Here is a 25,618-nt window from a genome sequence, read left to right as displayed (position 1 = left end):
GAGCTTTGTCAAGATGTCAAAAGCCGGATTACGGATCTTGGTGGTGGAGGATGAAGCCGTTTTTCGCCACTCTCTGGTAACTTATCTCGAGCATGACGGGGCGTGCGTATTTCAGGCCGAAGACGGGATAGAAGGCCTCTCTGCCGCCGCGATTTATCACCCCGATGTGGTGCTGTGCGATCTGAACATGCCCAACATGGATGGGCATGAGGTCATCGCCTGCCTCTCTGCCCGCTATCCCCATATTCCCGTCATCGTCATCTCGGCCCAGAGCAAGATGGAGGCGGTCGAGCGTGCGCTGCGCGCCGGTGCCCGTGATTATCTCATCAAGCCGGTGTCTGATTATGGCCTGGTGCGCCACAGCATAGAACAGTGTTTGACGGCCAACTATGGTTATGGGCAGCAGCTGGAACTGATGGATCACATCGACTTCTTTCGTGATCACGACAAAGCCGCCACCCGCTTGCTGGCTTGGCTGAGGCCGCCATCACTGCAGGAGTGGGGTCCATGGCAAGTCACCTTCAAGGGGATGGGCAACCTGTTTATCCCGGATACCTTCAAGGTGGATGACAAGCTGCTGGTACTGGTGATGGAGCTGCCGATCCTCGGGGTGGATGCGGCTTTCTGCGGCGCCCTGGTGCGTTCCCTGATGAATGCCCCCTATCGCCAGTTCCAGCACAAGGAGAGCCTGCTGCTGACCCAGCCGCACCGGCTGCTCGACTACCTCAATCTGCAACTTATCGAATCCGGTCTGCGTCACGCCTTTGCCATGGCGGCTCTGCTGTTTGATCAGGAGGACGGGCTGGTATTTGCCAATGCCGGGCTGACTTCACCGCACTGGCTTATGCGAGCTGGTGGTTTGCCGCTCGGTCTGATGCGCAGCAGCCACTACCCATTGCACAAGCGCAGCTGGCACGAACCCTTTGACCTGCAGTTTCACAACGATAGCGGCAGTGCTCTCCATATGCAGGTACGCCATCACTGATGGCTGGTTTGTGGCAGACAAAGACAAACGGGGCGCCCAATGGGCGCCCCGTTTGTTTCTCACAACCCTGACCGGTTAGGCGGTGGCGGACTGCAGTTTCTTGTCGTGCTCTTCGGGCTCTTCTGCCGGACCTTCGGCGCCGTGCATCCAGTAGACCAGACGGTTGGCCATGGTCAGCAGGATCAGGGCACTGATCACGGCAGCGATGGCAATGCCGCCGAAGATGGCGATGGGGCCTGCTTCACCAACGAAGGAACCAATCAAGCCTGCAACATAGTTGGCCACAGCGATGAAGCCGAGCCAGGCACCCATCATCAGGGAGGCCAGACGCAGCGGAGCCAGCTTGGTCACCATGGACATACCGATCGGGGAGAGGCATAGCTCACCCAGGGTGTGGAACAGGTAGGCCCCGACCAGCCAGAACATGGAGGTTTTGACGCTCTGATCACCACCCTGTTCCAGCACGGCACCGATCATGAACAGGAAGCCCACGGCCAGGAACAGCAGACCCATGGCGAACTTCACCGGTGAGTTCGGTTCTTTGTTGCCAAGCTTGATCCAGATGGCGGCGACTATGGGGGCCAGCGTGATGATGAAGAAAGGATTCAGAGTTTGGAACCAGGCGGTCGGCACTTCAAAGCTGCCGATCATGCGGTCGGTATACTGCTGAGCATACAGGTTCATCAGACCACCGGCCTGCTCGAAGCCTGCCCAGAAGATGATGGTGAACAGACCCAGCACCAGGATCACCTTGATGCGATCCATTTCCTGCTTGGTCAGCGGTGCTTTCTGTTCCTTGTTGCGTTGTTCCGCTGCGCGCTGGGCAGCGGGCACGCGACCTATGTCACCCAGGAAGCGTTGCGCCATGGTGGCCTGTACGACCAGAGAGAGCAGCATGCCGATACCGGCGCTGACGAAGGCGGCTTGCCAGCCATAGGCAGTGGCAGCGGCGCCACAAATCACGCCAGCCAGCAGGGAACCCAGGTTGATGCCCATGTAGAAGATGGTAAAGGCGCCGTCACGACGGTGGTCACCTTCCTTGTAAAGGTCACCCACCATGGTGGAGATGTTCGGCTTGAACAGACCGTTACCCAGGATCAGCAAGCCAAGACCCGCGTAGAAAACACTGACGACCATGTCAGGAAACATGGCGTGTGGCAGAGCCAGGGTGAACTGACCCGCAGCCATAAGGACAGCACCGATCAGGATGGCGCGACGCTGGCCGAGGAAGGTATCAGCCAACCAGCCTCCAATCAGCGGAGTGATATAAACCAGGCCGGTATAGATGCCGTAGAGCTTGAGGGCATCAGCCTGAGTCCAGCCCATACCGCCGTTGGCAGTCATGTCTGTCAGATAGAGCACGAGCACGGCCCGCATGCCGTAATAGGAGAATCTCTCCCACAGTTCGGTACTAAAGAGCAAAAAAAGCCCTTTAGGGTGACCTAAAAAGGTCCCTTTGGACGGATTATTCATTGGAACTTCCACCTGTGTCTTATATTTTTTTAGGAGTTTTATGCAAGGGCTAGGAACAAGCCTTAATCCTTATAGAACAAGCGTGATTAAATTACAATATTATGATTTAGATTGTTTATAAAATGAAAAAGGGCATCGAACGATGCCCAGTTTTTTATTCTGTAGATAGGTTAAATATTCAGCGTTTACAACTGTTTGACAAACTGCTTCAGCCAGGCGGTGAATTCACCGTTCAGTTCCGGATGGCGTACCGCGTATTCCACATTGGCTTTCATGAAACCCATCTTGCTGCCGCAGTCGTGGCTGCGTCCTTTCATGAAATAGGCGTTGACCTGCTCATGTTCCATCAGCATGGCGATGGCATCGGTCAGCTGGATCTCGTCACCTGCACCGACGGGGGTGCGCTCCAGCAGCGGCCAGATGTTGGCTGACAGCACGTAGCGGCCGACCACGGCCAGATTGGAAGGCGCTTCGTCACGGGGCGGCTTCTCGACAATGGCCTGCATCGGCAGGGACATGCCCTCGGTCAGATCTTCCCCCTTGATATCGGCGATGCCGTACTTGTCCACTTCACTCTCTGGAACCGCCTCCACCATGATCTGGCTGATCTGATCCCCTTCGAACATGTGTACCATTTCGGCCAGGTTATCGCGCTTGAGGTTGCTGGCCATGTCATCGATCAGCACGTCCGGCAGCAGCACGGCGAAGGGGTTGTCGCCGATCAGCGGACGGGCACACAAGATGGCATGACCCAGACCTTTGGCCTCGCCCTGGCGCACATGCATGATGGTGACATCTTTGGGGCAGATGTGTTGCACCTCCTCCAGCAGCTGCCGCTTGACCCGCTTCTCCAGGGTGGCTTCCAGTTCGAAGCTCTTGTCGAAGTGGTTCTCGATGGAGTTCTTGCTCGAGTGGGTCACCAGGATGATCTCCTTGATGCCGGCAGCGATGGCTTCACGCACCACATACTGGATCAGCGGTTTGTCGACCACGGGCAGCATCTCTTTGGGGATGGCCTTGGTGGCAGGCAGCATACGGGTGCCCAAACCGGCAACGGGAAGAACGGCCTTGCGTACAACGAGCTGTGTCTTTTTCATGGAGAGAGTCCAGAGATACAAAGTGGCCCCATGATACCCGAAGAAAAATAGGGCAGCCACAGGCTGCCCTCATGATGGAAGGTGTCCAAACCGGCTATTTGACGATGATCATGTCCCGATTTGCTTCCAGGGTTGCCGGCCCTATGCCGCTGACATCCGCCAGTTGTTCAACCGTGGTGAACTTGCCCTGCTTCTCACGAAAATCGACGATGGCCTGCGCCTTCTTCTCCCCGATCCCCTTGAGGGCAGTTAACTCATTGATACTGGCCGTATTCAGGTTCACCTTACCACTCTCCTTGGCGGTGGTGACCGTGGTGGCTGGCTTGGCAGCCGGCTTGTCGGCGGCCAGCAAAGGCTGGCTCAACAGGGGCAGGCAGCTCAGCAGCAGGGTGGCGGTCAGGGTCTTGTAGTTCATTGCTTCATGTCCTTATGTTGCGTCGAATGACTATTGAGAATTAGCCGAGTCGCGCCACTTTTTGTCTGTCAGAAGTGACAGGTAATAACTCAGCTAAATCAGCTATAAGCCATACCAATCCAAAATAGGTACACTGTGTTAACCATTTGACCAGGATGTCTTTTCTATGTTTTTCCCTGCAATTTCCGAGCTGGAGCCCATCGCCCGTGCTGCCGGTGACATCATCATGGCCATCTACAGCCAGCCCTTTACGGTGGAGTACAAGGGGGACGAAAGCCCGCTGACCGCCGCCGACAAGGGGGCGCATGAGGTGATAGTGCAGGCGTTGGCAGGGCTTACCCCCGATATTCCCGTGCTCTCGGAGGAGTCCGGCCCAGAGGTGATGGGGTTGCGCCATGGCTGGTCCCGTTACTGGCTGGTGGATCCGCTGGACGGCACCAAGGAGTTTGTCTCCCGCAACGGCGAGTTCACCGTCAATATCGCGCTGATCGAGGATGGCAAGCCGCTGTGGGGTCTGGTCTATGCCCCCGTGCTGGACCGGCTTTGGTATGGCGGCAAGGGGATGGGAGCCTGGCGTGTGGCCGATGGCAAACGTGAAGCCATCCAGACCTTGCCTCATCAGGAAGGGTCGCCATGGCGGGTGGTGGGCAGTCGTAACCACCTGTCCCGGGAGACCCTCGATTATCTGGCGCGCTTTGGTGACATAGAGCGGGGCGAGATTGAGCTGGTTTCCATGGGCAGCTCTCTCAAGTTCTGCATCATTGCCGAAGGGGGGGCCGAGCTCTATCCACGCCTCGCACCTACTTGCGAGTGGGATACGGCAGCGGCGCAGGCCGTGCTGGAAGGGGCCGGGGGCAGCGTGACCCGGCTCGATGGATCACCCCTTGCCTACAACAAGCCAGATATTCTCAACCCCTGGTTTGTCGCGCGGGCCTGAGCGACCTTTAAACAGGGGCAGCACAAATGTGAAAAGGCCGGACAGTGTCCGGCCTTTTGCATTTTCGCCCACCACCTGAGCTCAAAACACCTTTTTGTAGGGCTTGATGGTGACCTTGGCATAGACACCGGCTGCCACATAGGGATCGTCATCTGCCCAAGCCTTGGCATCGGCCTGGCTGGGAAATTCAGCGATGACGGTACTGCCGGAGAAACCCGCATCGGCCGGATCGTCGGCATCTATGGTCGGGTTGGGACCTGCAGTCAGCAGTCGTCCCTCATCCTGCAGCGCCTGCAGGCGGGCCAGGTGGGCAGGACGGGCCTGTTTGCGCAGGGGCAGGCTGTTGGGAACATCCTCGGAGTAGATGAGATACCACATGAGACAATCCTTCTTCTTGATGGCGATTATTTTTTCAGTTCGCCTTTCTGCTCGGCCGGCAGGTGGCGGTAAAGGTAGACACCGCTCAGCAGCGTAAACACCAGCGTCATGCCGAGCAAGCCGAACACTTTGAAATTGACCCACATCTCTTGCGGCAGGTTGAAGGCCACATAGAGGTTGAGCAGGCCGCAGACGGTAAAGAAACCAACCCAGGCAAGATTGACTCTATCCCAGATGGCATCGGGGGCTTGCAGCTCCTTGGCCAGCATCTGCTTGATGAGGTTCTTGCCAAAGCCGTAGCGGCTGATGAGCAGGCCCAGTGCGAACAAGATGTTGATGACGGTGACTTTCCACTTGATGAAGGCGTCGTCATGGAAGAAGACGGTGAGGCCGCCGAAGAAACCGACCAAGAGGAAGGTAAAGAGCTGCATCTTCTCGACTTTGCGGTAACGCACCCAGCTATAGATGAGTTGCAGACCGGTCACGACGACCAGGGCGCCGGTGGCCGTGTAGATGTCGTAGAACTTGTAGACCGCGAAGAAAACGATAAGTGGAATAAATTCAATAAATTGCTTCATGTCTGGCTCATAGCCCTCAAAAATAGACCTCAAAATTTTGTCCAGTCTACCTGCAAGGTAGACAACGGCAAATGAATAAGACCGCTCATTTGGCGTCCAGTTCCCTGCTGCTTGCCTGGCCGAATAATTGCCGGGCAATGTCGGCGCTGAGGCGTTGTTGATCCGCCAGCAGCTCGCGAATATGGCGCTCCTCAATCAGCGGGTTGAGCAGCACGGCGCGCAGCAGGGTGAGTGGCTGGGAACCATAGCGCCCTACCGCTCGCTGGGTGCGGGAGACAAAGCTGTGCCCCTCGGCCCGCTGGGCTTTTTGCAGGGCGACGTTGAACTGGTTGATCTGGCCGTTGGCCGCCTCGTCGAGCGCTTTGCCCTGCAGATGGGGCGGAATGCAGCGGTAGGAGAGCAGGTTCATCACCGGGGCCGACATCAGCTCGAAGGCGGGATCCTTGTTGATGAGATCCGCCATCAGTCTGGCTCTGTCGTAGTTGGCCTCGATAAGCCGTGCGTAACCCTGCTGGCCAAACAGCTGGAAGGCCGCGTCCAGATAGAGGGCATTGGCGGGACGGGTGCCTTCCAGGGTAAAGCGGCCCTGATCAAAGGAGCTGGCACGGATGGCATAGGGCGCTTCTCGCTTGACCGTCATCATGAGGTCCGGCTGGCGGCAGAGCAGCATGCCGGTACCGAGTGGTACCAGCAGTTGCTTGTGCCCATCTAGGGTCACAGTATCGGCCAGTTCAATTCCTGCAAGCAGCCCCTGATAGCGGTGCGAAAACAGGGTCGGGCCGCCCCAGGCGGCATCCACGTGGAAGTGGATCTGCTCGCGGGCCGCAATAGCCGCCAGCTCGGGCAGGGGATCGATGGAGCCAAAATCGGTACTGCCTGCTACCCCGACCAGTGCCAGCACTTTTAACTTCTGCTCCTTGCACTGGATGAGTGCCTGCTCCAGTTCGGCCATGTCGAGCCGGTTCTGGTCGTCGGTCGCGAGCCGCCAGACGCTGTGCGCGCCCAGCCCCAGTAGATCCATCCCCTTGTCGAAGGAGTAGTGCATCAGCCGGGATCCCAGGATCACGGCGCCCCGATAGCCCTGCTCATAGAGGGCGAACAGGTTGTCGCCACAGGCGCGGTTGCGGGCCAGCCAGAGGGCGGTGACGTTGGCGATGGTGCCGCCGCTGGTCATGACGCCGAGGGCGGCATCCTTGGCATGCATCTGCTCGCCATAAAAAGCATCATCGGCGCGATAGATGAGACGGTGCAACTTGGCCAGCACCTCCCGCTCCAGAAAGCTGAGCAGGCGGGAAGACTCCATTTTCATCGGATTCTGGTTGAGCATCACCAGCAGGCGTGACAACTCGGCGGTAAAGGCGGGCAGTGGCGCCGTCATGTGCCCCATGTAGCGTGGGGAGGTCAGATGGGAGGCCCCTGGCACCAGGGTTGCCAATCGCGCCAGATAGTCATCCATCGAGATGCCGACAGTGGGCATCCGGGATTGATCGAGCTGGTGGGTGAAGTGGTCGTGCTGGTAGGGGGCCTGACTGTCATCCGAGTGATGGAAGGTCTCCAGCAGGGCCGTCATGGCCTGACCGAAGGCCGGATCCGGTAGTGCAAACAGTTCAGTCAACTTCATCAGGTTCTCCAGACCAGGTTGCCAGGGTGTCACCGGGAGGTGAGCAACCGTAGCAGCGACAGCGACGTGGGCATCGGCCGCAGAGCATACACCAAAGGTAAACGGGTGACAGCCATGAGCGCATCATGGGGATGGGCCCAATCAGATGATGCTCCATTTAAGCTAACACTTGTACTCTGAAATGGCGGCAGCTAGAGTGAGCCCAGTTTGGGCAGGAGTATGTTATGAGCAGTGTGACGGATTATTCTCCCCGCGAGGAGTTGGCCAATCGCCTCAGCCACGGCTTGGGGCTGGTGTTCGGGATCCTGGGCTTGATCCTGCTGTTGAACAAGGGTTGGGGGCAGGGCACCCAGGCGCTTATCAGCTATAGCCTCTATGGCGGCAGCCTGGTGCTGCTCTATCTTGCCTCGACCCTCTATCACAGCATGGCGGAGGGAAGTGCCAGACGTTGGTGCAAGGTGTTTGATCACTGCGCCATTTATCTGTTGATCGCTGGCACTTATACCCCTTTCCTGCTGGTGGCGCTCGATACCCCGCTGGCGCAGGGGCTGATGGTGGTGATCTGGGGGCTGGCACTGGCGGGGGTGGTGTTCAAGCTGTTCTTCATCCACCGATTCGAAAAATTGTCGCTGTTTACCTACCTGATGCTGGGCTGGTTGTCGCTGGTGGTCATCTATCAGCTTTACCTCCATCTAGAGGGCGAGGGCTTGTTGCTGCTCGGGCTCGGTGGTCTCATCTACAGCCTGGGGGTCATCTTCTACGTGGCCAAGCGCATTCCTTACAACCACGCCATCTGGCATCTGTTCGTGCTGGGTGGCAGTGTTTGTCACTTTATGGCCATTTATGGTTACATCGCTTGACTAGCCATTAATTGGTATTTTTGCCGTTCAGAAGGATAAAATCGTGCGGTATCACACAGTTGGCATCAGCGTTTGCTGACAAGCTAGGGACAGTTCAATTCGCAAAGGATGCACACGATGAGTGATATCGCGCTTTCCATCAGCATGTTGTCGCTGGTGGCGGTGCTGGGGCTCTGGCTGGGAAACTGGCGGGTCTATGGCGTTGGCTTGGGAATAGGAGGTGTGCTGTTCGGTGGCATCATAGTGGGCCACTTCGCGGGAGTGTCTGATCTGGCGCTCGATGAGCAAACCCTGCACTTCATTCAAGAGTTCGGTCTCATCCTGTTTGTCTACACCATCGGCATCCAGGTCGGTCCCGGCTTCTTCTCCTCCCTGCGCAGTTCCGGCCTCAAGCTGAACGGATTCGCTGCCTTGCTGGTGATCCTTGGCTGTGTGGTCGCGGCAGGGCTGCATCAACTGTTCGATGTACCCTTGCCGGTGATCCTCGGGGTCTTCTCCGGCGCCGTGACCAATACGCCCTCCCTTGGTGCGGGTCAGCAGATCCTGGCCGAACTGGGGGCCGCTCCCGGCGCGACCGGCTTGATGGGCATGGGCTATGCCGTTGCCTATCCGTTTGGCATCTGCGGCATCCTGCTGACCATGTGGCTGGTTCGTCTGTTTTTTCGCATCAAAATCGACGAAGAAGCGGACCAGTTCGAGCAACATGCAGGCAAGACCAAGGAGAGTTTGCAGACCATCAATATTGCGGTGCGCAACCCCAATATGCATGGCCTGATGCTCTGCGAGATCCCGAGTCTCGACGAGTCGGATGTGATCTGCTCCCGCCTCAAACGCGGTGAGGAACTGATGGTGCCGCGGTCGGATTCGCGCATCGAGCTCGGTGATTTGCTGCACCTGGTGGGTGATCGGCATGCGCTGCACAAGGTACTGCTGGTGTTGGGGGAAGAAGTGGAGACCTCGCTCTCGACTCGCGGCACCGATCTGCGGGTAGAGCGGGTGGTGGTCACCAACGAGCAGGTACTTGGCAAGAAGATCCGCGATCTCGACATCAAGCAGAAATACGACGTTGTCATCTCGCGCCTCAACCGGGCCGGTATCGAGCTGGTACCGACCAGCCAGACCAGCCTGCAGTTTGGTGACATCCTCAATCTTGTGGGTCGACTGGACGCCATAGAGGCGGTGACCAATGTGGTGGGCAACGTGCAGCAGAAGCTGCAGCAGGTGCAGATGCTGCCAGTGTTCATCGGCATCGGCCTGGGTGTATTGCTCGGCTCCATCCCCTTCTATCTGCCCGGGTTCCCGGCGGCGCTCAAGCTGGGTCTGGCGGGCGGTCCGCTGGTGGTGGCGCTGATCCTGTCGCGGATTGGCAGCATCGGCAAGCTCTACTGGTTTATGCCGCCGAGTGCCAACCTGGCGCTGCGGGAGATTGGCATAGTACTGTTTCTGGCGGTGGTGGGCTTCAAGTCCGGTGCCGGCTTTGTCGATACCCTGATCAACGGTGATGGCCCGGCCTGGATGATGTACGGCATGGCTATTACCCTGATCCCGCTGCTGGTGGTCGGGGTGCTGGCCCGTCTGTATGGCAAGATGAACTACCTCACCCTGTGCGGCTTGCTGGCGGGTTCCATGACGGATCCCCCCGCCCTGGCATTTGCCAACGGTATGCACCCTACCAGTGGTGCCAGTGCCCTGTCATACGCCACCGTCTATCCCCTGGTAATGTTTCTGCGGATAATTTCCCCCCAGTTGCTCGCCATCCTGCTGTGGGCGGGTGTCTGACCATGACCCGGACGGGAGCACAGTGATGTGCTCCCGTCATCAAAATGCAACACATTGATCATCTTGATTTTATTTTTACCTCCTCCGTCATTGACCCTTCTGTTTAACCGGCCGGTTTAGCCTCAAATCAGTCTATCCATTCGAATTTTCTAACTGGTTTCTGGCGTCATTCACGGGCACATTAGACGGTGGAATATTGCATGCCAATAGAGATTCAGGAGAGAACATGAGCAGCCATAAAATCGCATTGGAACAGGACGTCGTTGTTACCCAGTTGAAAGGCAACATTTACCTGGTCGCCGCAGATGGCAGCCAGAAGCAGCTTGCCGAAGGCGATATCCTGCCCAGGGATGCGGTGCTGATCACTCCTGAGGGCGCCAGTTTCAACGGCGGCAACCAGACTTTCACCCTGAGCCCGACCAACGAGCAGCAGGCTGAGGATGAAACGTCTCAGGCACCTTTGCTGGCCCAGAACCAGGATGTGGCCACAGGCACTCCTGATGAGATATCGGCTTTGCAACAAGCCATTTTGGGCGGGGCCGACCCGACCCAGGCGTTTGAAGCGGCTGCAGCCGGCGGTGCTCCTGCCGCAGGCGGTGGCAACATAGGTGGTGTGGCCGGTGCCAGTGGCAATGGCGGCTTCGTCACCATAGATCGTACCGGCGATGCCACCATAGCGGCGGCGGGATTTGATACTGCTAACCAGACGGATGCCGGTGTGACAGGCGATGCGGTCGCGGGTGAAGATGATCCTTTCGACCTGGTGCCGCCGGTGATCACCGTCTCTGCGCCAGACAATACCAATGACACCACCCCGACCTTGACTGGTACCACGGATGCGCCGGCAGGCAGCACTGTGACCCTGCTGGTCACGGATGCCAATGGCAATCAACAGACCCTGACCACAACCGTCAACCCGGACGGAACCTTCAGTGTGGATGTTGTCACCCCGCTGGCAGATGGCGCCTATACGGTCACCGCCAATGTCACCGATCCTGCCGGCAACACAGGCACAGCTACCGATGATGGCAGTGTGGACAGCACGGCTCCATCCATCACAGTGGATGCGCCCGACAACACCAATGACACAACCCCGACCATCACAGGAACCACGGATGCTACCCCTGGCAGCACAGTGACTCTGGTGGTCACGGATGCCAATGGCAACCAGCAGACCCTGACTGCGACTGTTCAGCCGGATGGGACTTACAGCACGGATGTGATCTCTCCCCTGCCGGAGGGTGGTTATGACGTGATCGCCAGCGTGACCGACTCTGCTGGTAACACAGGCACTGCCACCGATGATGGCAGCGTGGACAGCACGGCTCCATCCATCACAGTGGATGCGCCCGACAACACCAATGACACCACCCCGACCATCACAGGGACCACAGATGCTACCCCTGGCAGCACAGTGACTCTGGTGGTCACGGATGCCAATGGAAACCAGCAAACCCTGACTGCGACTGTTCAGCCGGATGGGACTTACAGCACGGATGTGATCTCTCCGCTGCCGGACGGTGACTATGACGTAACCGCCAGCGTGACCGACCCTGCTGGTAACACAGGCACCGCCACTGATGATGGCAGTGTGGATGTGACAGCACCAACGCTGGCCATCACCCTTGATGCCAACATCACCGACGACGACGTCATCAACGCCGCCGAAGCGGGTCAGCAGATCCCGGTCAGCGGCACCGTGACGGGCGAGTTCAAGGCAGGGGACATCGTCACCCTGACCGGTCAGCGGCACCGTGACGGGCGAGTTCAAGGCAGGGGACATCGTCACCCTGACCGTCAACGGCAAGCCGTTCACCGGTCCGGTGGATGCCGATGGCCGCTTCACCATCCTGGTGGCGGGCAGCGACCTGGCGGCCGACACCGACCGCACCATCGAGGCCAGCGTGACCAGCACCGACGCGGCGGGCAACAGCGCCACCGCGACCGACAGCGAAGGCTACGGGGTCGACACCACGGCCACCGGTGCGCCGACCGTCGTCATAGTGGATGACTCCAACAACGACCAGCTGCTGACCAAAGGAGAGATCGGCAATGATCAGATCCAGGTGCGGGCCGAGGTCAGCAATAGTGACCTGGTTGCGGGTGGCAAGGTCACCTTGACCATCAACAACGGTGGCACCGAGAGTTCGGTCGAGCTGAAGCTGGTCAATGGTGTGCTGATGTTGGCAAGCGGGCAGCCGGCAAACGGCTTTGTTTACAACAATGGCACCATTGGCTGGACGGAGACGACCCCGGCCAATGGCAAGGCGTTGTCGGTGACCGCGACCCAGACCGACAAGGCTGGCAATGAATCCCTGCCGGGCAGCGACATGGCAACCATTTTGAATGAAGCCCCTGAGACGGCGGACAAGCAAGCCAGTGGTCTGGAGGATGCTGCCAGTATCGCCATACCTGCGCTCTCTGGCAGTGACATCGATGGTACTGTCGTGAGCTTTACCATCAAGAGCTTGCCGGCCAATGGTGTCTTGCTGCTCGATGGCGTGCCAGTGACGGAAAATCAGAGTATTCAGGCTGTGGATGCTGGCAAACTGACCTTTGTACCGAGTGCCGACTGGAATGGTGACACCAGCTTCAGTTATGTGGCCGTGGACAATGAAGGGCTGGCCGACGCAACTCCTGCTACCGTGACTATCAGGGTAGAGGCGGTCAACGATCTGCCGACTCTGGGGATTTCCAATGGTGCGATTGTATCCGAGGAAGGCTTGCCCAACGGGATCATCGACATCAACGGCAACCCGGATACCACGGATGCCAAGAGCATGTCCGGTACCATTTCAGTGGGTGATGTGGACAGCAGCACGCTGACTGTGTCACTGGGTGGACCCGCAGGGCTCACATCCGGCGGCTCCGAAGTCAAGTGGAGCTGGGATGCGGGCAGCAAGACGCTGGTCGGTTATACCGGCACCCCGGGTAGCGACGGCTACAAGGCTGTGGTCGAGGTCAAGCTCACTGCACCGAATGCCAGCGGCAAGGGTGATTGGGCCTATGATTTGACCCTCAAGGCGCCGCTCGACCATCCCGTCAAGGATCAGGAGGATTCCCTGTCGTTCCAGCTGGACGTCAAGGTCTCCGATGGCAAGGGCACAACCACGGGCAAACTGGATGTCACCGTTGAGGATGACGCGCCAGTCGCGGGTGATGCTGCTGCCGTCTCCGTTACCAAGACAAATATTCCAGATGTGTTGACCGGGGTATTTGATCTGACCAAGTTCAGTGGCAACAAGGCCCTGGTGGATTTGGCTGGCTTTACCATCACAGCCAAGGGGTTCACCTCCGCAACCAACTCAACTCTGATCGATGCCAGTGTCAATGGTTCCAATGCCGGGCTGGGGGTGTCCAGCGTGGCCGGGCCGTACCACAACATTGCCAACGAGATAGACTTCCGTCACTTCGCGAACGGAACCTCTGCCTCCGAGCAGTTAATTGTGAAGCTGGATCCGGGCACGGTTGCCTATGGTGCCAACATCAAGTTCAGCCAGATGTTCGGTGGTGAGCTGGAAAGTGGCGTGGTCGAGTTCTACCGTGCTGGCGTGCTGATCGGTACCCAGACCTTCAGCTCCAATGCGACCAGTGGCGACTACGCCGAGAACTTCCAGGTGCAGCAAGGCGGCTTCGACACCATGGTGATCAAGGCCACCAATAACGGCAACACCAATACCTCGGACAACAGCGACCTGACGGTGAAGAGCATAGAGTTCATCGGCTCCTCTACCGCCCAGGCTATCGCTTACGGTTCAGGCACGGTGACACCGCAGTGGGGGGCTGATGGCAAGGGCCATATGCAGCTGCTCGGCTCCAACGAAACCGGGCTGACCACGGCAACCGGCAAGCTGATCACCACCTCCATGGAATCGGCCAATACCTTGATAGGTAAAGCCAGTGATGGCTCCCTGGTGTTCCGTCTGGAATTTACCCCGGCCACCGGCAAGTGGGAGTTCTTCCAGTACCAGAACATGTCCAGACCGCTTGGCGACGGTGATATCGACTTCCAGATCAAGGTAGTGGATGCGGATGGTGATTCCAGCCTGGGATCCTTTGCAACCAAGCCACTGGTGACGCCAGTCGTACAATCTGTCTCGAGCGGCAGCGCGGAGGAAGGCGGCAATCTTTCCCATACGGTGACCCTGTCTGACCAGACCCATGAGGCGACCCAGTATGACTTCGCCATTCAGGGCAGCGGTGCCAATCCGGCATCCAGCTCTGATTGGGGAATTGCACAATTCAGCAACGGGGTGACCTACAACAGCGCCACAGGCAAGATCACTGTGCCGGCCGGGGTATCCGGCTTTACCGTGACGCTGCCGACCGTGAACGATCGACTGGTTGAAACGACCGAAACGCTGACGGTGACAGTGGGCGGTCAGAACGGCACGGGCACCATCATCGACAACGACCGCGCGCCTGTGACCACGGGTGGGCACGGTGTCGGGACGGAAGATACGCCACTGGTACTGAAGTGGTCCCAGTTTGGTGCCAGCGATGATCAGGCTGCGTCTGATCTGAGCGTCGTGATCGGCACGCTGCCGCAAAATGGCAAGCTGGAGTATCTCAATGCCGCGGGTCAGTGGATTGCCGTCAAGGTTGGTGACCTCGTCTCTTACGATGACATCAATACTGGCCATCTGCGCTTTGTGCCAGGGCTCAACGAGTCCAGCACCAGTGCCGCCAATGGCAACGGCACGTCCATGGGCAACCAGCAAGGGGACTACGCCAGCTTCGGCTACCAGATCAGCGACGGTGCCAACCTGAGCAACTCAGGCAAGCTGGTGATCGACATCGCTGCCGTGGCTGACAAGCCGGTGGTGGATATCAGCCTGACCGGCAATGGCATACCGCTTTATACCCAGTACCCGTCGTCCGGCATCTCGACAGGCGCGTTCCAGAGCGGCAACTTCAACAAGGGCAGCTTCGGCATCACCAACAGCCTGACCGACAGCACTACCAGTCAGGACTCTGTGGTGGGCGGCAATGGCAATGACTACATCGTCAGCGTGAAGGGCGGCGGCGACTATTTCGTCGGCGGTCTGGGCAATGACGTGCTGGTCGGTGGCAACTCTGTCTCGGGCGATACCCTCGACGGCGGCGTAGGTAACGACATTCTGGTTGCCGGACTGGGTGGTGACACCCTGTATGGTGGCGCAGGTACAGACCTTGCCGTGCTGATGGGGTCGCGTGCCAACTATGTCATCGAGCGCAGAAGTGATGGCGGCTTCAACTTCCTGGTGAAGGAGAACGGCACCACCATCAGCAAGTCGCTGTACGACATTGAACTGGTTCAGTTTGATGACGGCATTTACCAGTTCAATCAGACTGACGGAACCTTGACGGCGGTACAGCCCAGTGTGGTGGACTACCCCCTCGAGATCAGTGCATCCCTTACCGACAGGGATGGCAGTGAACAGCTCGACAGTCTGGAGCTGAGCGGCATGCCGAGTGGTGCGACCCTGTATCAGGGTGGCACAGTGCTGGGAACGGCAGGTGCCGATGGCAAGCTGACCCTCAGTGGTCTCTGGAATCAGGGCGCGCTGGACGTCAAGCTGACCGGTCTGACCCTGCGGGTGCCGGGCAGCAATGCCGGTCAGTTCGACCTCAAGGTGGAGGCCATCGCCAAGGAGGTGGTGACCGACCAGACCAGTAGCGCATCGGATCAGGATTCGATCCGCATGAGCTACTTCCTCTCCACCGAAGGGGAGCCGGGCGATCAGAACCGTACCTACGGCAGCGAACACAATATAGTGGTGGGCGATCTCGACGGCAGCGTGGTGTTGCCTGGCCAGAACTACAACATTGCCTTTATGGTCGACAGCTCGGGCAGTATCGGCACCAGCGCCATGAACACCATCAAGAGCCAGCTGGCCCAGGTGTTTGCAACCCTCAAGACCAGTGCCGGTACTGAGGGGGCGGGCAAGGTCAACATCTTCCTGGTGGACTTCGACAGTCAGGCCAACAAGTCCATCAGCGTAGACTTGAAGGATCCCAATGTCCTGACCAAGTTGCAGGCTGTGCTCGACAGCATGGACGGCAGTTACTGGAACGGTGGGGCGACCAACTACGAGGATGCGCTCAAGACAACCTCCAACTGGTTCAACAGCGACACCGCCAAGAACAACACCAATGCGAAGAACCTGGCGTACTTCATTACCGATGGGGCACCAAACACCTATTACGGCTATGAAGATACCAACCCGATCGTGAATACGAAGACCAGCGAGCGTCTCGATTCGTTTGTCAACGTCAACAACTATGTGCCGGGTGAAGCCTTCTACGCCTACATCGGCGGCGCCAACCGGGTACTGATCGACGCGAGCGGCAATGTTCAGAAGTGGTCGCAGGGCAATAACAACAAGTGGAGCTCAACCTCCATCGGGACCTTGAAGGCACAGGGGGATGGTACCTTCGAGATCTCCACCCCCTATGACAGCAACTACTGGGCATTGCAAAACGCGCTGGCTGTGCTGCCGCTTCTGCTGGCCAATAACGTGACGCTTGAAGCGATCGGTATCGGCAGCAGCGTCTCCATCGATACCCTGAAGCTGTTTGACAGCGATCAGGTAGTGCAGTCCAACGTGTCCGCCAACGATCTGGCCGGCGCCATTCTGGGGACCTCCATCAACAACAAGCCGGGAAGTGACCGGATCGATGGCGGTGCCGGCGACGATATCCTGTTCGGCGATGCGGTTCACTTCGCCGGTATCAACGGGGAAGGCTATGCGGCCATCAAGCAGTATGTAGCCGGTAAGGTGGGTGCAGGTTCGGTGACGGATGCCCAGGTCCATGACTACATCAGCAGTCATGCCAGCGAGTTCGATCAGTCCTCCGCCAACGACAAGGGCGATGTGCTGTTCGGCGGAGAAGGCAACGACATACTGTTCGGTCAGGGTGGTGACGACTTCCTGTTCGGTGGTGCCGGCAACGACATACTGTTCGGCGGTAGTGGCAACGATACCCTGTATGGCGAGAGCGGTAACGATACCCTGTACGGCGGCAGCGGCAACGACACCCTGTATGGCGGTGCCGGCAATGACACCCTGAGCGGCGGTCTGGGCAATGACATTCTGGTCGGTGGCCTGGGCAACGATATTCTCAAGGGGGATGCCGGGGCCGATACCTTTATCTGGCTGCAGGGCGACACCACTGGCGGCACCATCGCCAAGGATTATGTGGTCGACTTCTCCAGAGCTGAAGGTGACAAGCTGGATCTGAGGGATCTGCTGGATCACGATGGTTCTCACAACCAGAACGATCTGAAGGGCCTGCTCTCAGTGTTCCAGGACAGCGAAGGAGTTCACTTGCAGGTCAAGGAGAGCAGTACGGCGTCCGTGACTCAGGAGATAGTGCTGATGAACCACACGTTTGACAGCCTCACCGGCAGTGCGGCGTCCACCTCTTCCCAGGTGATCGACTACATGCTGAGCAACAACATGCTGGATATCGACAAGTAATCCGGTTTGAAGTCTGTAAAAAGCGGCAGAGTAATCTGCCGCTTTTTTATGTCTGACCAACGGAAAGTGCATCCACTGGCGGTGATGGCAGGGGATTTGGCTGCGCATCGCAAAGGTCTGGCCTACACCCGCGGCCGAAAGGGCTGCGGGTCAGCCATTTGGCTGCTGACAAGTGTGAGGAGAGACCGGCTTTGAGCCGATTCTCGCTTTTTTTCATCAAGTTCCGTCATCATCTGGCCGACATAGGATAAGAATACGGGTCGTGTTGGGATTCTGACCCTTCTATACTATGTCGAGACTCGGGCAACGGACGTAAGGGCTTTATATGGCGAGCATATTGGATTCAGTGGATCAACGTACCCAGCTGGTAGGGGAGAACCGTCTGGAGTTGTTGATGTTCCGTTTGGGATCCCGACAACTGTTTGCTATCAACGTCTTCAAGGTGCGGGAAGTGGTCAAGCTGCCCCATCTCAACAAGATGCCGGGGGCGCACCACAACATCAGCGGGGTGGCCAACATCCGTGGCACCTCTATCCCCGTGATCAACCTGCGCAGCGCCATTGGCATGCGCGCCATGCCCATCGACAGCGAGTCCAACCTCATCATCACCGAATACAACCGCACCATTCAGGGCTTTCTGGTGGGGCAGGTAGCCCACATCGTCAACATGACCTGGAAGGATATTCTGCCACCGCCGCGCTCCGCCGGGCGGGCGAACTATCTGACGGCCATTACCCGGATACCCGAAGATGGCGTCGACCAGATTGTCGAGATCATCGACGTGGAGAAGGTGCTGGCCGAGATCATCACCTACGACATCCGCATCTCGGAAGAAGTGCTGGACCTGGCCATATTGCCGCAGATGAATGGCCGCAAGGTGCTCATCGTCGATGACTCCAGCACGGCCCGCAATCTGGTGCGAGAAACCCTTGCCCAGCTTGGCCTGGAGGTAATCGAATGCCAGGATGGCCTGGAGGCGCTCAATCTGCTCAAGGGGTGGTGTGATGCGGGCAAGAAGGTGACTGACGAAATCTTGCTGATGATCACGGATGCCGAGATGCCGGAGATGGATGGCTATCGGCTGACCCACGAGATCCGCAGCGATGCCCGCATGTCGGATCTCTTCATCACGCTCAATACCTCCCTGAGCGGCAATTTCAACGAGGCCATGGTCAAGAAGGTGGGGTGTGACCGCTTTATCTCCAAATTCCAGCCGGACCTGCTGGTCGGGGTGGCACAGGAGCGGCTGCGCCAGATACTGAAACGCTGATGGTCATGAAAACAAAGATCCCGCTTCGGCGGGATCTTTGTTTTGGGCCAAGAGGGCCCGATAGTGCGTATAGGGGGATACTGGGGGCATTATTGAGTCAAGAGGGGCTCGATAAAGCTGGCCACACGGTCGCGGATCAACGGCTGCGCCGCCGCCGTGGGGTGGATGCCATCGTTCATCATGAGTTCAGGGCGCAACGCAATATCATCCATGAAGAAGGGCATCAGTGGCAGCGCATTGGCGGCGGCCAGCTCCGGAAAGATCTGCTCGAACTGGCGCAGGTAGCGGGCCCCGTAATTGCGGGGCAGCTGGATTTGGGTCAGCACAGTCTTGATCTGCAGCTCCTTGGTCAAGGCCACCATCCTGGCCAGATTGTCACGGGTGATGGCGGGGGCGAACCCTCGCAAACCGTCGTTGCCACCCAGCTCAATCAGTACCCAGTCCGGTTGATGCTCCTTGAGCAGAGCGGGCAGGCGGGCCAGGGCCCCTTGTGTTGTTTCACCACTGATGCTGGCATTGATAAGCTGATGCTCGCCCCCTTGCTGCTGCCATTTCTGGTTGAGCAGGGCAGGCCAGCTCTGGTCCGCCGGCATCTGATAACCTGCACTCAGGCTGTCACCCAATACCATCAGGGTCTGTGCCTGTACCGATGAAACCAGGCAACATAAGGCGAACAGGAAACGCGTCATGAATTCAACTCCCATTATTGTCGTCAAGGGCCTGGGCAAAACCGTTAGCCTGGGCCAGGAAAGCCTCACCATCCTTGAAGGGATCGACCTGCAAGTCAATACCGGCGAGACACTGGCGCTGGTCGGTGCCTCAGGCTCGGGCAAGTCTACCCTGCTGGGGCTGCTGGCCGGCCTGGATCTGCCGAGCGAGGGGGATATCGAGATCCTCGGGCAGTCGCTGGTGCAACTGGACGAGGAGGGCCGTGCCCGCCTGCGAGCCGAGCAGGTCGGCTTTATCTTCCAGTCCTTCCTGCTGTTGCCTACCCTGAGTGCGCTTGAGAATGTCATGTTGCCAGCCGAATTGCGTGGCGAGACCCGCTGCGAGCCCAGAGCCCGCGAGCTGCTGGCGGCGGTGGGGCTCAGCGAGCGCCTTCACCATCTGCCACCGCGCCTCTCTGGCGGTGAGCAGCAGCGGGTTGCCATAGCGCGCGCCTTCATGACCCGTCCCAGCCTGCTGCTGGCGGATGAACCTACCGGCAATCTCGACAGCAAGACCGGCGAGACAGTGATCGAACTCTTGTTCCAGCTCAATCGTGAATATGGCACCACCCTGGTGGTGGTCACCCATGATCACGACTTGGCCCAGCGTTGCCAGCGGCAACTGGTGATGGCGGCAGGACGACTGGAGGTCGAACAACATGAGGTGCAGCGTGCATAAGAGAATGCCTGGATATGACAGCAAGGTTGGCCGATTGAACGGGAGTGGTGACGCATGATGCAGTGGCGATTGGGATTGCGCCTGTTGCGGCGAGAAGGCTTCAACGGCGAGTTGCGCTGGTTCGTGCTGGCGCTGGCGCTGAGCGTGGCCTGCGTGCTGAGCGTGGCCCTGGTGGCGGACAGACTGGATGCCGGACTCAAGGCATCGGGACGCGACTTTATCGGTGCCGACCGGGCGCTGCGCTCGGCCACACCTGCGCCAGCTGACTGGCTCAAGCAGGCAGAGAAAGCGGGCCTCTCCGTGCAGACGACGGTCAGCTTCAACAGCATGCTGTTCCATGGCGATGCGCTGCAACTGGCCTCCATTCGCGCCGTGCCGAGCGAGTTTCCCTTCTATGGCAAGCTGGAGCTGATTCCCCAGCGTGCACCGGCCCCGGGCGAGATCTGGCTCTCGGCCCGGGTGATGCAATTGCTGGAGGCAAAAATTGGGGATGAGCTGGAGGTAGGCAATACCCTCCTCAAGGTGGCAGGTGTGCTGGGCCAGGAGCCGGATCAGGGCTTCAGCCCCTTCCTGCTGGCGCCAAGGGCGCTGATCCACAGTGATGATATCGAGGCGACCGGCGCCCTGCTGCCGGGCAGCCGCCAGCAGTGGCGTTACCTGTTCAAAGGGGCGCGCGAGGACGTAGCCAGCTATGAGCGCTGGCTCAAACCCAAACTGAAAGCGGGACAAAAACTGATCAAGCCGGACGATCAGGGTTCCCAGGTGGGTCGCTCGCTGGCCAATGCCGAGCGCTTTTTCCGGCTTGCCTCCCTGGCCGGCGTGCTGCTGGGGGCGCTGGCCATGGGCATAGCGGTGCGCCACTTCGCCGAGCGGCAGACCAATATGGTGGCACTGCTCAAGACGCTGGGGGCGTCCCGTCGTTCGCTCTGGCAACTGATGGGCTCGCTGCTGCTGTCACTGACCCTGGTCGGTGCCCTGCTCGGTCTGGTGGCGGGCAGTGCCATGCAGTGGCTGACCCTGCATCTGCTGGGCAACCTGCTGCCGGCCGATCTGCCACCGCCGTCCTGGCGACCCTTTGCTCTCGGTCTGGCGGTCGCCTTCTTCATCACACTGTTGCTGGCCTTCGTGCCCTTCCTGCGCCTGCTGAAGGTACCGCCGCTGCGGGTGCTACGTCGTGAGCTGGAGGCTGGGATCCCGCCCTGGCTGGCGTTGCCGGTCGGTTTGCTGGGGCTGTTTGGTCTGGTGTGGGGCTTTACCGCGGATGCGACCCTGGCGTTGGGGCTGATCGGTGGCATGGGCCTGCTGATGGGGCTGCTGGCGCTGATCGCTTCCCTGCTGCTGCGGCTTGGTCGTCGGGTCAAGGGGCCCCATGCGCTGCGCCTTGCCATCAATCACCTCTCCCGCGAGCGTGGCAGCGGCCTGTTCCAGCTGGCTGGCTTTGCGCTGGCGCTCATGCTGTTTGGCCTGCTGTGGGCGGCACGGGTTGACCTGCTCGATGAGTTTTCCGCCCGCTTGCCGGTGGATGCGCCCAACCGCTTCCTGGTCAACGTGGCCGATCACGAGCGGGAAGGGATCCTCGCCGAGTTGCGCCAGGCGGGTGCCCTGACCTCGGATTTCTATCCCATGGTACGGGGCCGGCTGGTCAGCATCGCCAGCGAGGCGGTGCGAGACAACGACGAGGATGGGCGGGAAGGGGTGAACCGTGAACTCAACTTCACCACCACTGCCAGCCTGCCGCCAGACAATCGTCTGACCGATGGACGCTGGCTGGATGGGCCCGGCCAGGTGTCGGTGGACCAGGACCTGGCCAAGCGACTCGACATAGCGCTCGGCGATACTCTGGGCTTCACCATAGAGGGGCGCAGCTTCAAGGCGCAGGTCACCAGTTTGCGGGCCATCAAGTGGGACAACATGCGGCCCAATTTCTACATGATCTTCTCCCCTGACATGCTGGCCTCTTTCTCCCAGACCTGGCTTGGCAGCTATCGCCTGCCGGAGCAAGGCAGAGCGGCAGAGGTGGAGATCATCCGTCGTCATCCCACCGTGAGTCTCATCGATGTAGACGATCTGATAGTGCGGCTGACGGCTGTGTCTGATCAGGTGAGCCGGGCGCTCGGTCTGATGCTGGGTCTGGTGACGGTGGCTGCCCTGCTGGTGTTGCTGACCCAGACCCAGGCCAGCATGGCCCACCGCCGTCGCGAGCTGTTGCTGATGCGCACTCTGGGGGCCAGCAGCGACCTGCTCAAGAAGATGCTGCGCTGGGAGCTGGTTGCCAGTGGCCTGCTGGCGGGGCTGTGCGCCGCCATGGTGGTCGAACTCTGCTCCTTTGGCCTGCAATGGTGGTGGTTCGAGGGGCAGTGGCAGTTCCACTGGGCCATCTGGGGCGGTTTGCCCTTGCTGGGCGCCCTGCTGGTGACGCTGGCGGGGCAGGGAATGCAGCGTCAATTGCTGGCGGGCACCCTGAGCGATCGTCTGCGCGGGCTCGGTCAGGGGCTGCTCTAGTCTCTTGCTTTTTGCGCAAATGCAACAAGCCCGGCCACATGGCCGGGCTTGTTATTTTCGGCAATCATCTTGCCGGAACAGGTTCAGCGTGGCCGGTGCAGCAGGTTGGTGAGGGCCTGGGGCAGTTCGGGAAAGGTGAAGTGAAAACCGGCTTCTAGCAGGCGGGCCGGCAGCACTTTCTGGCCGGTGAGCAGCAGGTCGGCCGCCTCTCCCATCAGCAGTCGCAACGCCAGTGCGGGGACGAAGAAAAGATGCGGTCGGTGCAGAGTAGTTGCAAGGGTTTGGCTGAACTCGCGATTGCTGACGGGGTGGGGGGCCGTACCGTTGAAGATGCCGTCATACTCGTCGTGCTCCAGCAGGAACAGCATGGCGCGCACCAGATCCTGAATGTGGATCCAGCTCATGATCTGCTGGCCTGATCCCATGGGGCCGCCGAGGCCGAGCTGATAGGGGGGCAGCATCTTGGGCAGGGCGCCACCATCGGCACCGAGCACCAGGCCGATACGCACTATGCAGACCCGGGTATGGGCGCTGCGAGCCTCTTGCGCCAGGGTTTCCCATTGCTGACAGAGTTGATGGGTAAATTCGTCGTGGGGAGTCTTGCACTCTTCATCCAGCGGCGTCTCCCCCTGCCGCCCATACCAGCCGATGGCGGAGGCGTTGATCAACACCTTGGGCGGCGTGCTGGAGAGCTTGATGAGGTCGACCAGCTGTTCGGTCAGCAGCCAGCGGCTGTCACACAGCAGCTGTTTGCGTTGCTCGCTCCAGCGCCCGGCGGCGATGGGCTCCCCCGCCAGATTGATAACAGCATCCACGTCGTTGAGGTCGTCGAGCCGATCCAGATTGTCGAGCAGCTTGATGTCATGGCCGAGCAGGTCGTAGGCGCGGCTCCCCTGACGGGTCAACACCACTACCTCGTGCTGCACCTTGAGATGTGCCACCAGGCGGCGGCCGATAAAGCCGGTTCCTCCCGTGATCAATATTTTCATATCCATACTCCCTGACTCTGTTGGCTCTACTTTAGTGGGCCAGCACAACATGAACAAGCAACTGTTTTTGCAAAGATTATAATCGTCACACCCGCTCTGGTTGCCGAGGCATCAGCTGGCTCGATATGAGCCAGGGCCAGATTGGGGGGATTGGGTTCGTTCCGGCCCGGATGCCTTGCTCTATGTGGCTGCGAGCCCTGTTTTGATGGCGTATGGTGTCAATCAGGCCAAACCTGATTGCAGCCAATCGTATCAGAAGAGCTTGCTAGGTGAGCGGAGACCAGTAGACTTGCCCGCTTTTTTGTCGTTGCCGTGAGGATGATTATGCCTTTTCGTCGTTTGAGGTTGCGCCAGTTCTATACGAGGCTGGGAGTGTCCCTGCTGGCAGGCTTTCTGTCTGTGTTGCTGGGGGTGTTGATCATCTCATGGCAGACGTTTTCGGGGGTGAAGCAGGATGCCGAGGAGCGTCTCTTGCATGCACGACACATGTTTGACCGTACGCTGGACAATGCCCAGCAGGCGGCGTCCATGGTGCGAAGCAGCATGGATCGGCCTTGCGACGAAGTGGTGCAGGGGCTGAGGGATCAGGTGGCGACCGTGCCGGACATACGTACCGTCAACCTGGCCAAGGGGGAGCATATTTACTGCACCTCCCTCTACGGTTCCTACAGCGGCCTCTTCTCCCTGGCCGATTACGCAGAGGGTCAGCTCGACCTGCTGAGAGGCAACCCTGTGACGCCGGATCGCCCCCTTGTCGTCTATCGGCAGGCGGTGGGGGATAACAGCGTGCTGGTCGGGGTAGACGGCTACTATCTGCACAACATTCTCGACATGCTGAGCCGCAACTCGCCGCTGGCGCTGGTCATCGGCAGCCGGACCATGCAGGCCAACGGCCAGGTCAGCGAGGAGGTGCCATCCCGCACGGGCGGCTATCTGGAACAGGTGTCATCGAAGTATCCATTCAGGGTGGTCACCGATCTGTCCCACAATGAGTACGGCAGCCATGTCTGGAGTTACTCCAGGGCCAGCCTCATCATCTATCCCGTGCTGGGCATACTGGTGGGGGGCGGCGTGTTCTGGCTGACCGGCCGCTCTACCTCTCCTTCACAAGAATTGCGGCGGGCGCTGGCCCAGCGGGAATTCATACCCTATCTGCAACCCGTGGTGACGGGGGACGATGGACACTGGTGCGGCTGCGAGGTGCTGATGCGCTGGCAGCATCCCCGTCAGGGCATGATATCGCCGGATCGCTTCATTCCGCTGGCGGAAGACAGCGGCCTCATAGTCCCCATGACCCGTCTGCTGATGGCACAGGTGCGGGATCAGTTTGCCGGCAAGGCCCATACCCTGCCGAGGGGATTTCACTTTGGCTTCAACATCTGTGCCAGCCACTGCAAGGATCTGAGCCTGGTGGAGGATTGTCGCGACTTCATCGATGGGTTCAAGGCCAACCCCATCAAGCTGGTGCTGGAGCTGACCGAGCGGGAGCTGATAGTGGCGGATGAGGTGACCGACCGCTTGTTCGCCGAGCTGCACCAGCTCGGGGTCTTCATCGCCATCGACGATTTTGGTACCGGCCACTCCAGCCTGACCTACTTGCAGCAGTTCCAGGTGGATTTTCTCAAGATTGACCAGAGCTTCGTCGGCATGATCGGCTCGGATGCGCTCTCCAGTCATATCGTCGAGAACGTCATCGATCTGGCGACCCGGCTCGGCCTGATGCTGGTTGCCGAAGGGGTGGAAAACGAGGTTCAGGCCGCCTACCTGAGGGCGCGTCAGGTGACCTTCCTGCAGGGCTATTTCTATGGCCGGCCCATGCCGATGAAGGAGTTTGCCAAGCAGCTGACAGCCTGACAGGCCCGGTTTCTCCTGCGTGAGAAATAAA

At 59.2% G+C, this 25,618-nt stretch carries 18 protein-coding genes and 1 pseudogene; 11 read left to right on the top strand and 8 right to left on the bottom strand.

Annotated elements, in window-relative coordinates; translation table 11 throughout:
• Nucleotides 1-13: 13 nt before the first annotated feature.
• Nucleotides 14-985 carry a response regulator gene (locus tag AACX78_RS18965; RefSeq protein ID WP_159167104.1) on the top strand — a complete coding sequence of 324 codons (972 nt, stop codon included), beginning with the start codon at nt 14-16 and terminating at the stop codon, nt 983-985.
• Nucleotides 986-1,060: 75 nt separating this feature from the next.
• Here AACX78_RS18965 and AACX78_RS18960 read toward each other — a convergent pair whose 3' ends face one another.
• The 3 genes from AACX78_RS18960 to AACX78_RS18950 all read right to left on the bottom strand — a co-directional run bounded on the left by AACX78_RS18960 (nt 1,061) and on the right by AACX78_RS18950 (nt 3,970).
• Nucleotides 1,061-2,458, bottom strand: a complete 1,398-nt coding sequence (locus tag AACX78_RS18960) for a peptide MFS transporter (RefSeq protein ID WP_159167103.1) — start codon at nt 2,456-2,458, stop codon at nt 1,061-1,063.
• Nucleotides 2,459-2,643: 185 nt separating this feature from the next.
• On the bottom strand, nt 2,644-3,555 hold the full coding sequence (galU, locus tag AACX78_RS18955; protein WP_021140626.1) for a UTP--glucose-1-phosphate uridylyltransferase GalU: 912 nt from the start codon (nt 3,553-3,555) through the stop codon (nt 2,644-2,646).
• Between the two features lie 94 nt (nt 3,556-3,649).
• Complete coding sequence (locus AACX78_RS18950) at nt 3,650-3,970, bottom strand: ComEA family DNA-binding protein (protein WP_021140625.1); 321 nt, start codon at nt 3,968-3,970, stop codon at nt 3,650-3,652.
• Between the two features lie 166 nt (nt 3,971-4,136).
• On the opposite strand from AACX78_RS18950, the gene cysQ reads away from it, so the two are divergent.
• Nucleotides 4,137-4,907, top strand: a complete 771-nt coding sequence (cysQ, locus tag AACX78_RS18945; protein ID WP_125602467.1) for a 3'(2'),5'-bisphosphate nucleotidase CysQ — start codon at nt 4,137-4,139, stop codon at nt 4,905-4,907.
• An 81-nt stretch (nt 4,908-4,988) separates the two neighbouring features.
• Here cysQ and AACX78_RS18940 read toward each other — a convergent pair whose 3' ends face one another.
• From AACX78_RS18940 to AACX78_RS18930, 3 genes are all read right to left on the bottom strand, one after another.
• Complete coding sequence (locus AACX78_RS18940; RefSeq protein WP_159167102.1) at nt 4,989-5,285, bottom strand: YciI family protein; 297 nt, start codon at nt 5,283-5,285, stop codon at nt 4,989-4,991.
• 26 nt (nt 5,286-5,311) lie between these two features.
• Nucleotides 5,312-5,863 (bottom strand): septation protein A, encoded by a 552-nt coding sequence (locus AACX78_RS18935; protein ID WP_005318063.1) that lies wholly within the window; start codon nt 5,861-5,863, stop codon nt 5,312-5,314.
• Nucleotides 5,864-5,948: 85 nt separating this feature from the next.
• Nucleotides 5,949-7,484: an aminotransferase class V-fold PLP-dependent enzyme gene (locus AACX78_RS18930; RefSeq protein WP_159167101.1), complete on the bottom strand. Its 1,536-nt coding sequence runs from the start codon at nt 7,482-7,484 to the stop codon at nt 5,949-5,951.
• 224 nt (nt 7,485-7,708) lie between these two features.
• Between AACX78_RS18930 and trhA the strand changes: the two genes are divergently transcribed.
• From trhA to AACX78_RS18905, 6 genes and pseudogenes are all read left to right on the top strand, one after another.
• Nucleotides 7,709-8,344: a PAQR family membrane homeostasis protein TrhA gene (gene trhA, locus AACX78_RS18925; protein WP_021140622.1), complete on the top strand. Its 636-nt coding sequence runs from the start codon at nt 7,709-7,711 to the stop codon at nt 8,342-8,344.
• 117 nt (nt 8,345-8,461) lie between these two features.
• Complete coding sequence (locus tag AACX78_RS18920; protein WP_099994230.1) at nt 8,462-10,123, top strand: putative transporter; 1,662 nt, start codon at nt 8,462-8,464, stop codon at nt 10,121-10,123.
• A 226-nt stretch (nt 10,124-10,349) separates the two neighbouring features.
• Nucleotides 10,350-11,411, top strand: a pseudogene (locus AACX78_RS18915) (retention module-containing protein); the annotation flags it as partial.
• Nucleotides 11,388-12,134: an Ig-like domain-containing protein gene (locus tag AACX78_RS22190; RefSeq protein ID WP_445206870.1), complete on the top strand. Its 747-nt coding sequence runs from the start codon at nt 11,388-11,390 to the stop codon at nt 12,132-12,134. The pseudogene AACX78_RS18915 and the gene AACX78_RS22190, both read left to right, overlap by 24 nt.
• A gap of 169 nt (nt 12,135-12,303) precedes the next feature.
• Nucleotides 12,304-17,586: a type I secretion C-terminal target domain-containing protein gene (locus tag AACX78_RS18910; protein ID WP_445206869.1), complete on the top strand. Its 5,283-nt coding sequence runs from the start codon at nt 12,304-12,306 to the stop codon at nt 17,584-17,586.
• 325 nt (nt 17,587-17,911) lie between these two features.
• Nucleotides 17,912-18,856 carry a chemotaxis protein CheV gene (locus tag AACX78_RS18905; protein ID WP_111588370.1) on the top strand — a complete coding sequence of 315 codons (945 nt, stop codon included), beginning with the start codon at nt 17,912-17,914 and terminating at the stop codon, nt 18,854-18,856.
• 89 nt (nt 18,857-18,945) lie between these two features.
• On the opposite strand, the gene AACX78_RS18900 is transcribed toward AACX78_RS18905, so the two are convergent.
• Entirely contained in the window at nt 18,946-19,545 is a 600-nt protein-coding gene (locus AACX78_RS18900; RefSeq protein WP_111588371.1) for an arylesterase, read from the bottom strand.
• On the opposite strand from AACX78_RS18900, the gene AACX78_RS18895 reads away from it, so the two are divergent.
• Together AACX78_RS18895 and AACX78_RS18890 are read left to right on the top strand one after the other, a co-directional pair.
• On the top strand, nt 19,544-20,242 hold the full coding sequence (locus AACX78_RS18895; protein WP_005318003.1) for an ABC transporter ATP-binding protein: 699 nt from the start codon (nt 19,544-19,546) through the stop codon (nt 20,240-20,242). The two genes, AACX78_RS18900 and AACX78_RS18895, sit on opposite strands and share 2 nt — an antisense overlap.
• A gap of 54 nt (nt 20,243-20,296) precedes the next feature.
• Nucleotides 20,297-22,744 carry an ABC transporter permease gene (locus tag AACX78_RS18890; RefSeq protein WP_159167099.1) on the top strand — a complete coding sequence of 816 codons (2,448 nt, stop codon included), beginning with the start codon at nt 20,297-20,299 and terminating at the stop codon, nt 22,742-22,744.
• 83 nt (nt 22,745-22,827) lie between these two features.
• Here AACX78_RS18890 and AACX78_RS18885 read toward each other — a convergent pair whose 3' ends face one another.
• Nucleotides 22,828-23,733: a TIGR01777 family oxidoreductase gene (locus tag AACX78_RS18885; protein WP_005317998.1), complete on the bottom strand. Its 906-nt coding sequence runs from the start codon at nt 23,731-23,733 to the stop codon at nt 22,828-22,830.
• A gap of 324 nt (nt 23,734-24,057) precedes the next feature.
• Here AACX78_RS18885 and AACX78_RS18880 point away from each other — a divergent pair, with 324 nt between their 5' ends.
• Nucleotides 24,058-25,587 (top strand): EAL domain-containing protein, encoded by a 1,530-nt coding sequence (locus tag AACX78_RS18880; RefSeq protein WP_159167098.1) that lies wholly within the window; start codon nt 24,058-24,060, stop codon nt 25,585-25,587.
• The last annotated feature ends 31 nt before the right edge of the window (nt 25,588-25,618 follow it).

This window comes from Aeromonas sp. 9A (assembly GCF_963900955.1).
In the GTDB taxonomy this organism is placed as follows: Bacteria; Pseudomonadota; Gammaproteobacteria; order Enterobacterales; family Aeromonadaceae; genus Aeromonas; species Aeromonas salmonicida.
This window is presented reverse-complemented; position numbering and strand designations above follow the sequence as displayed.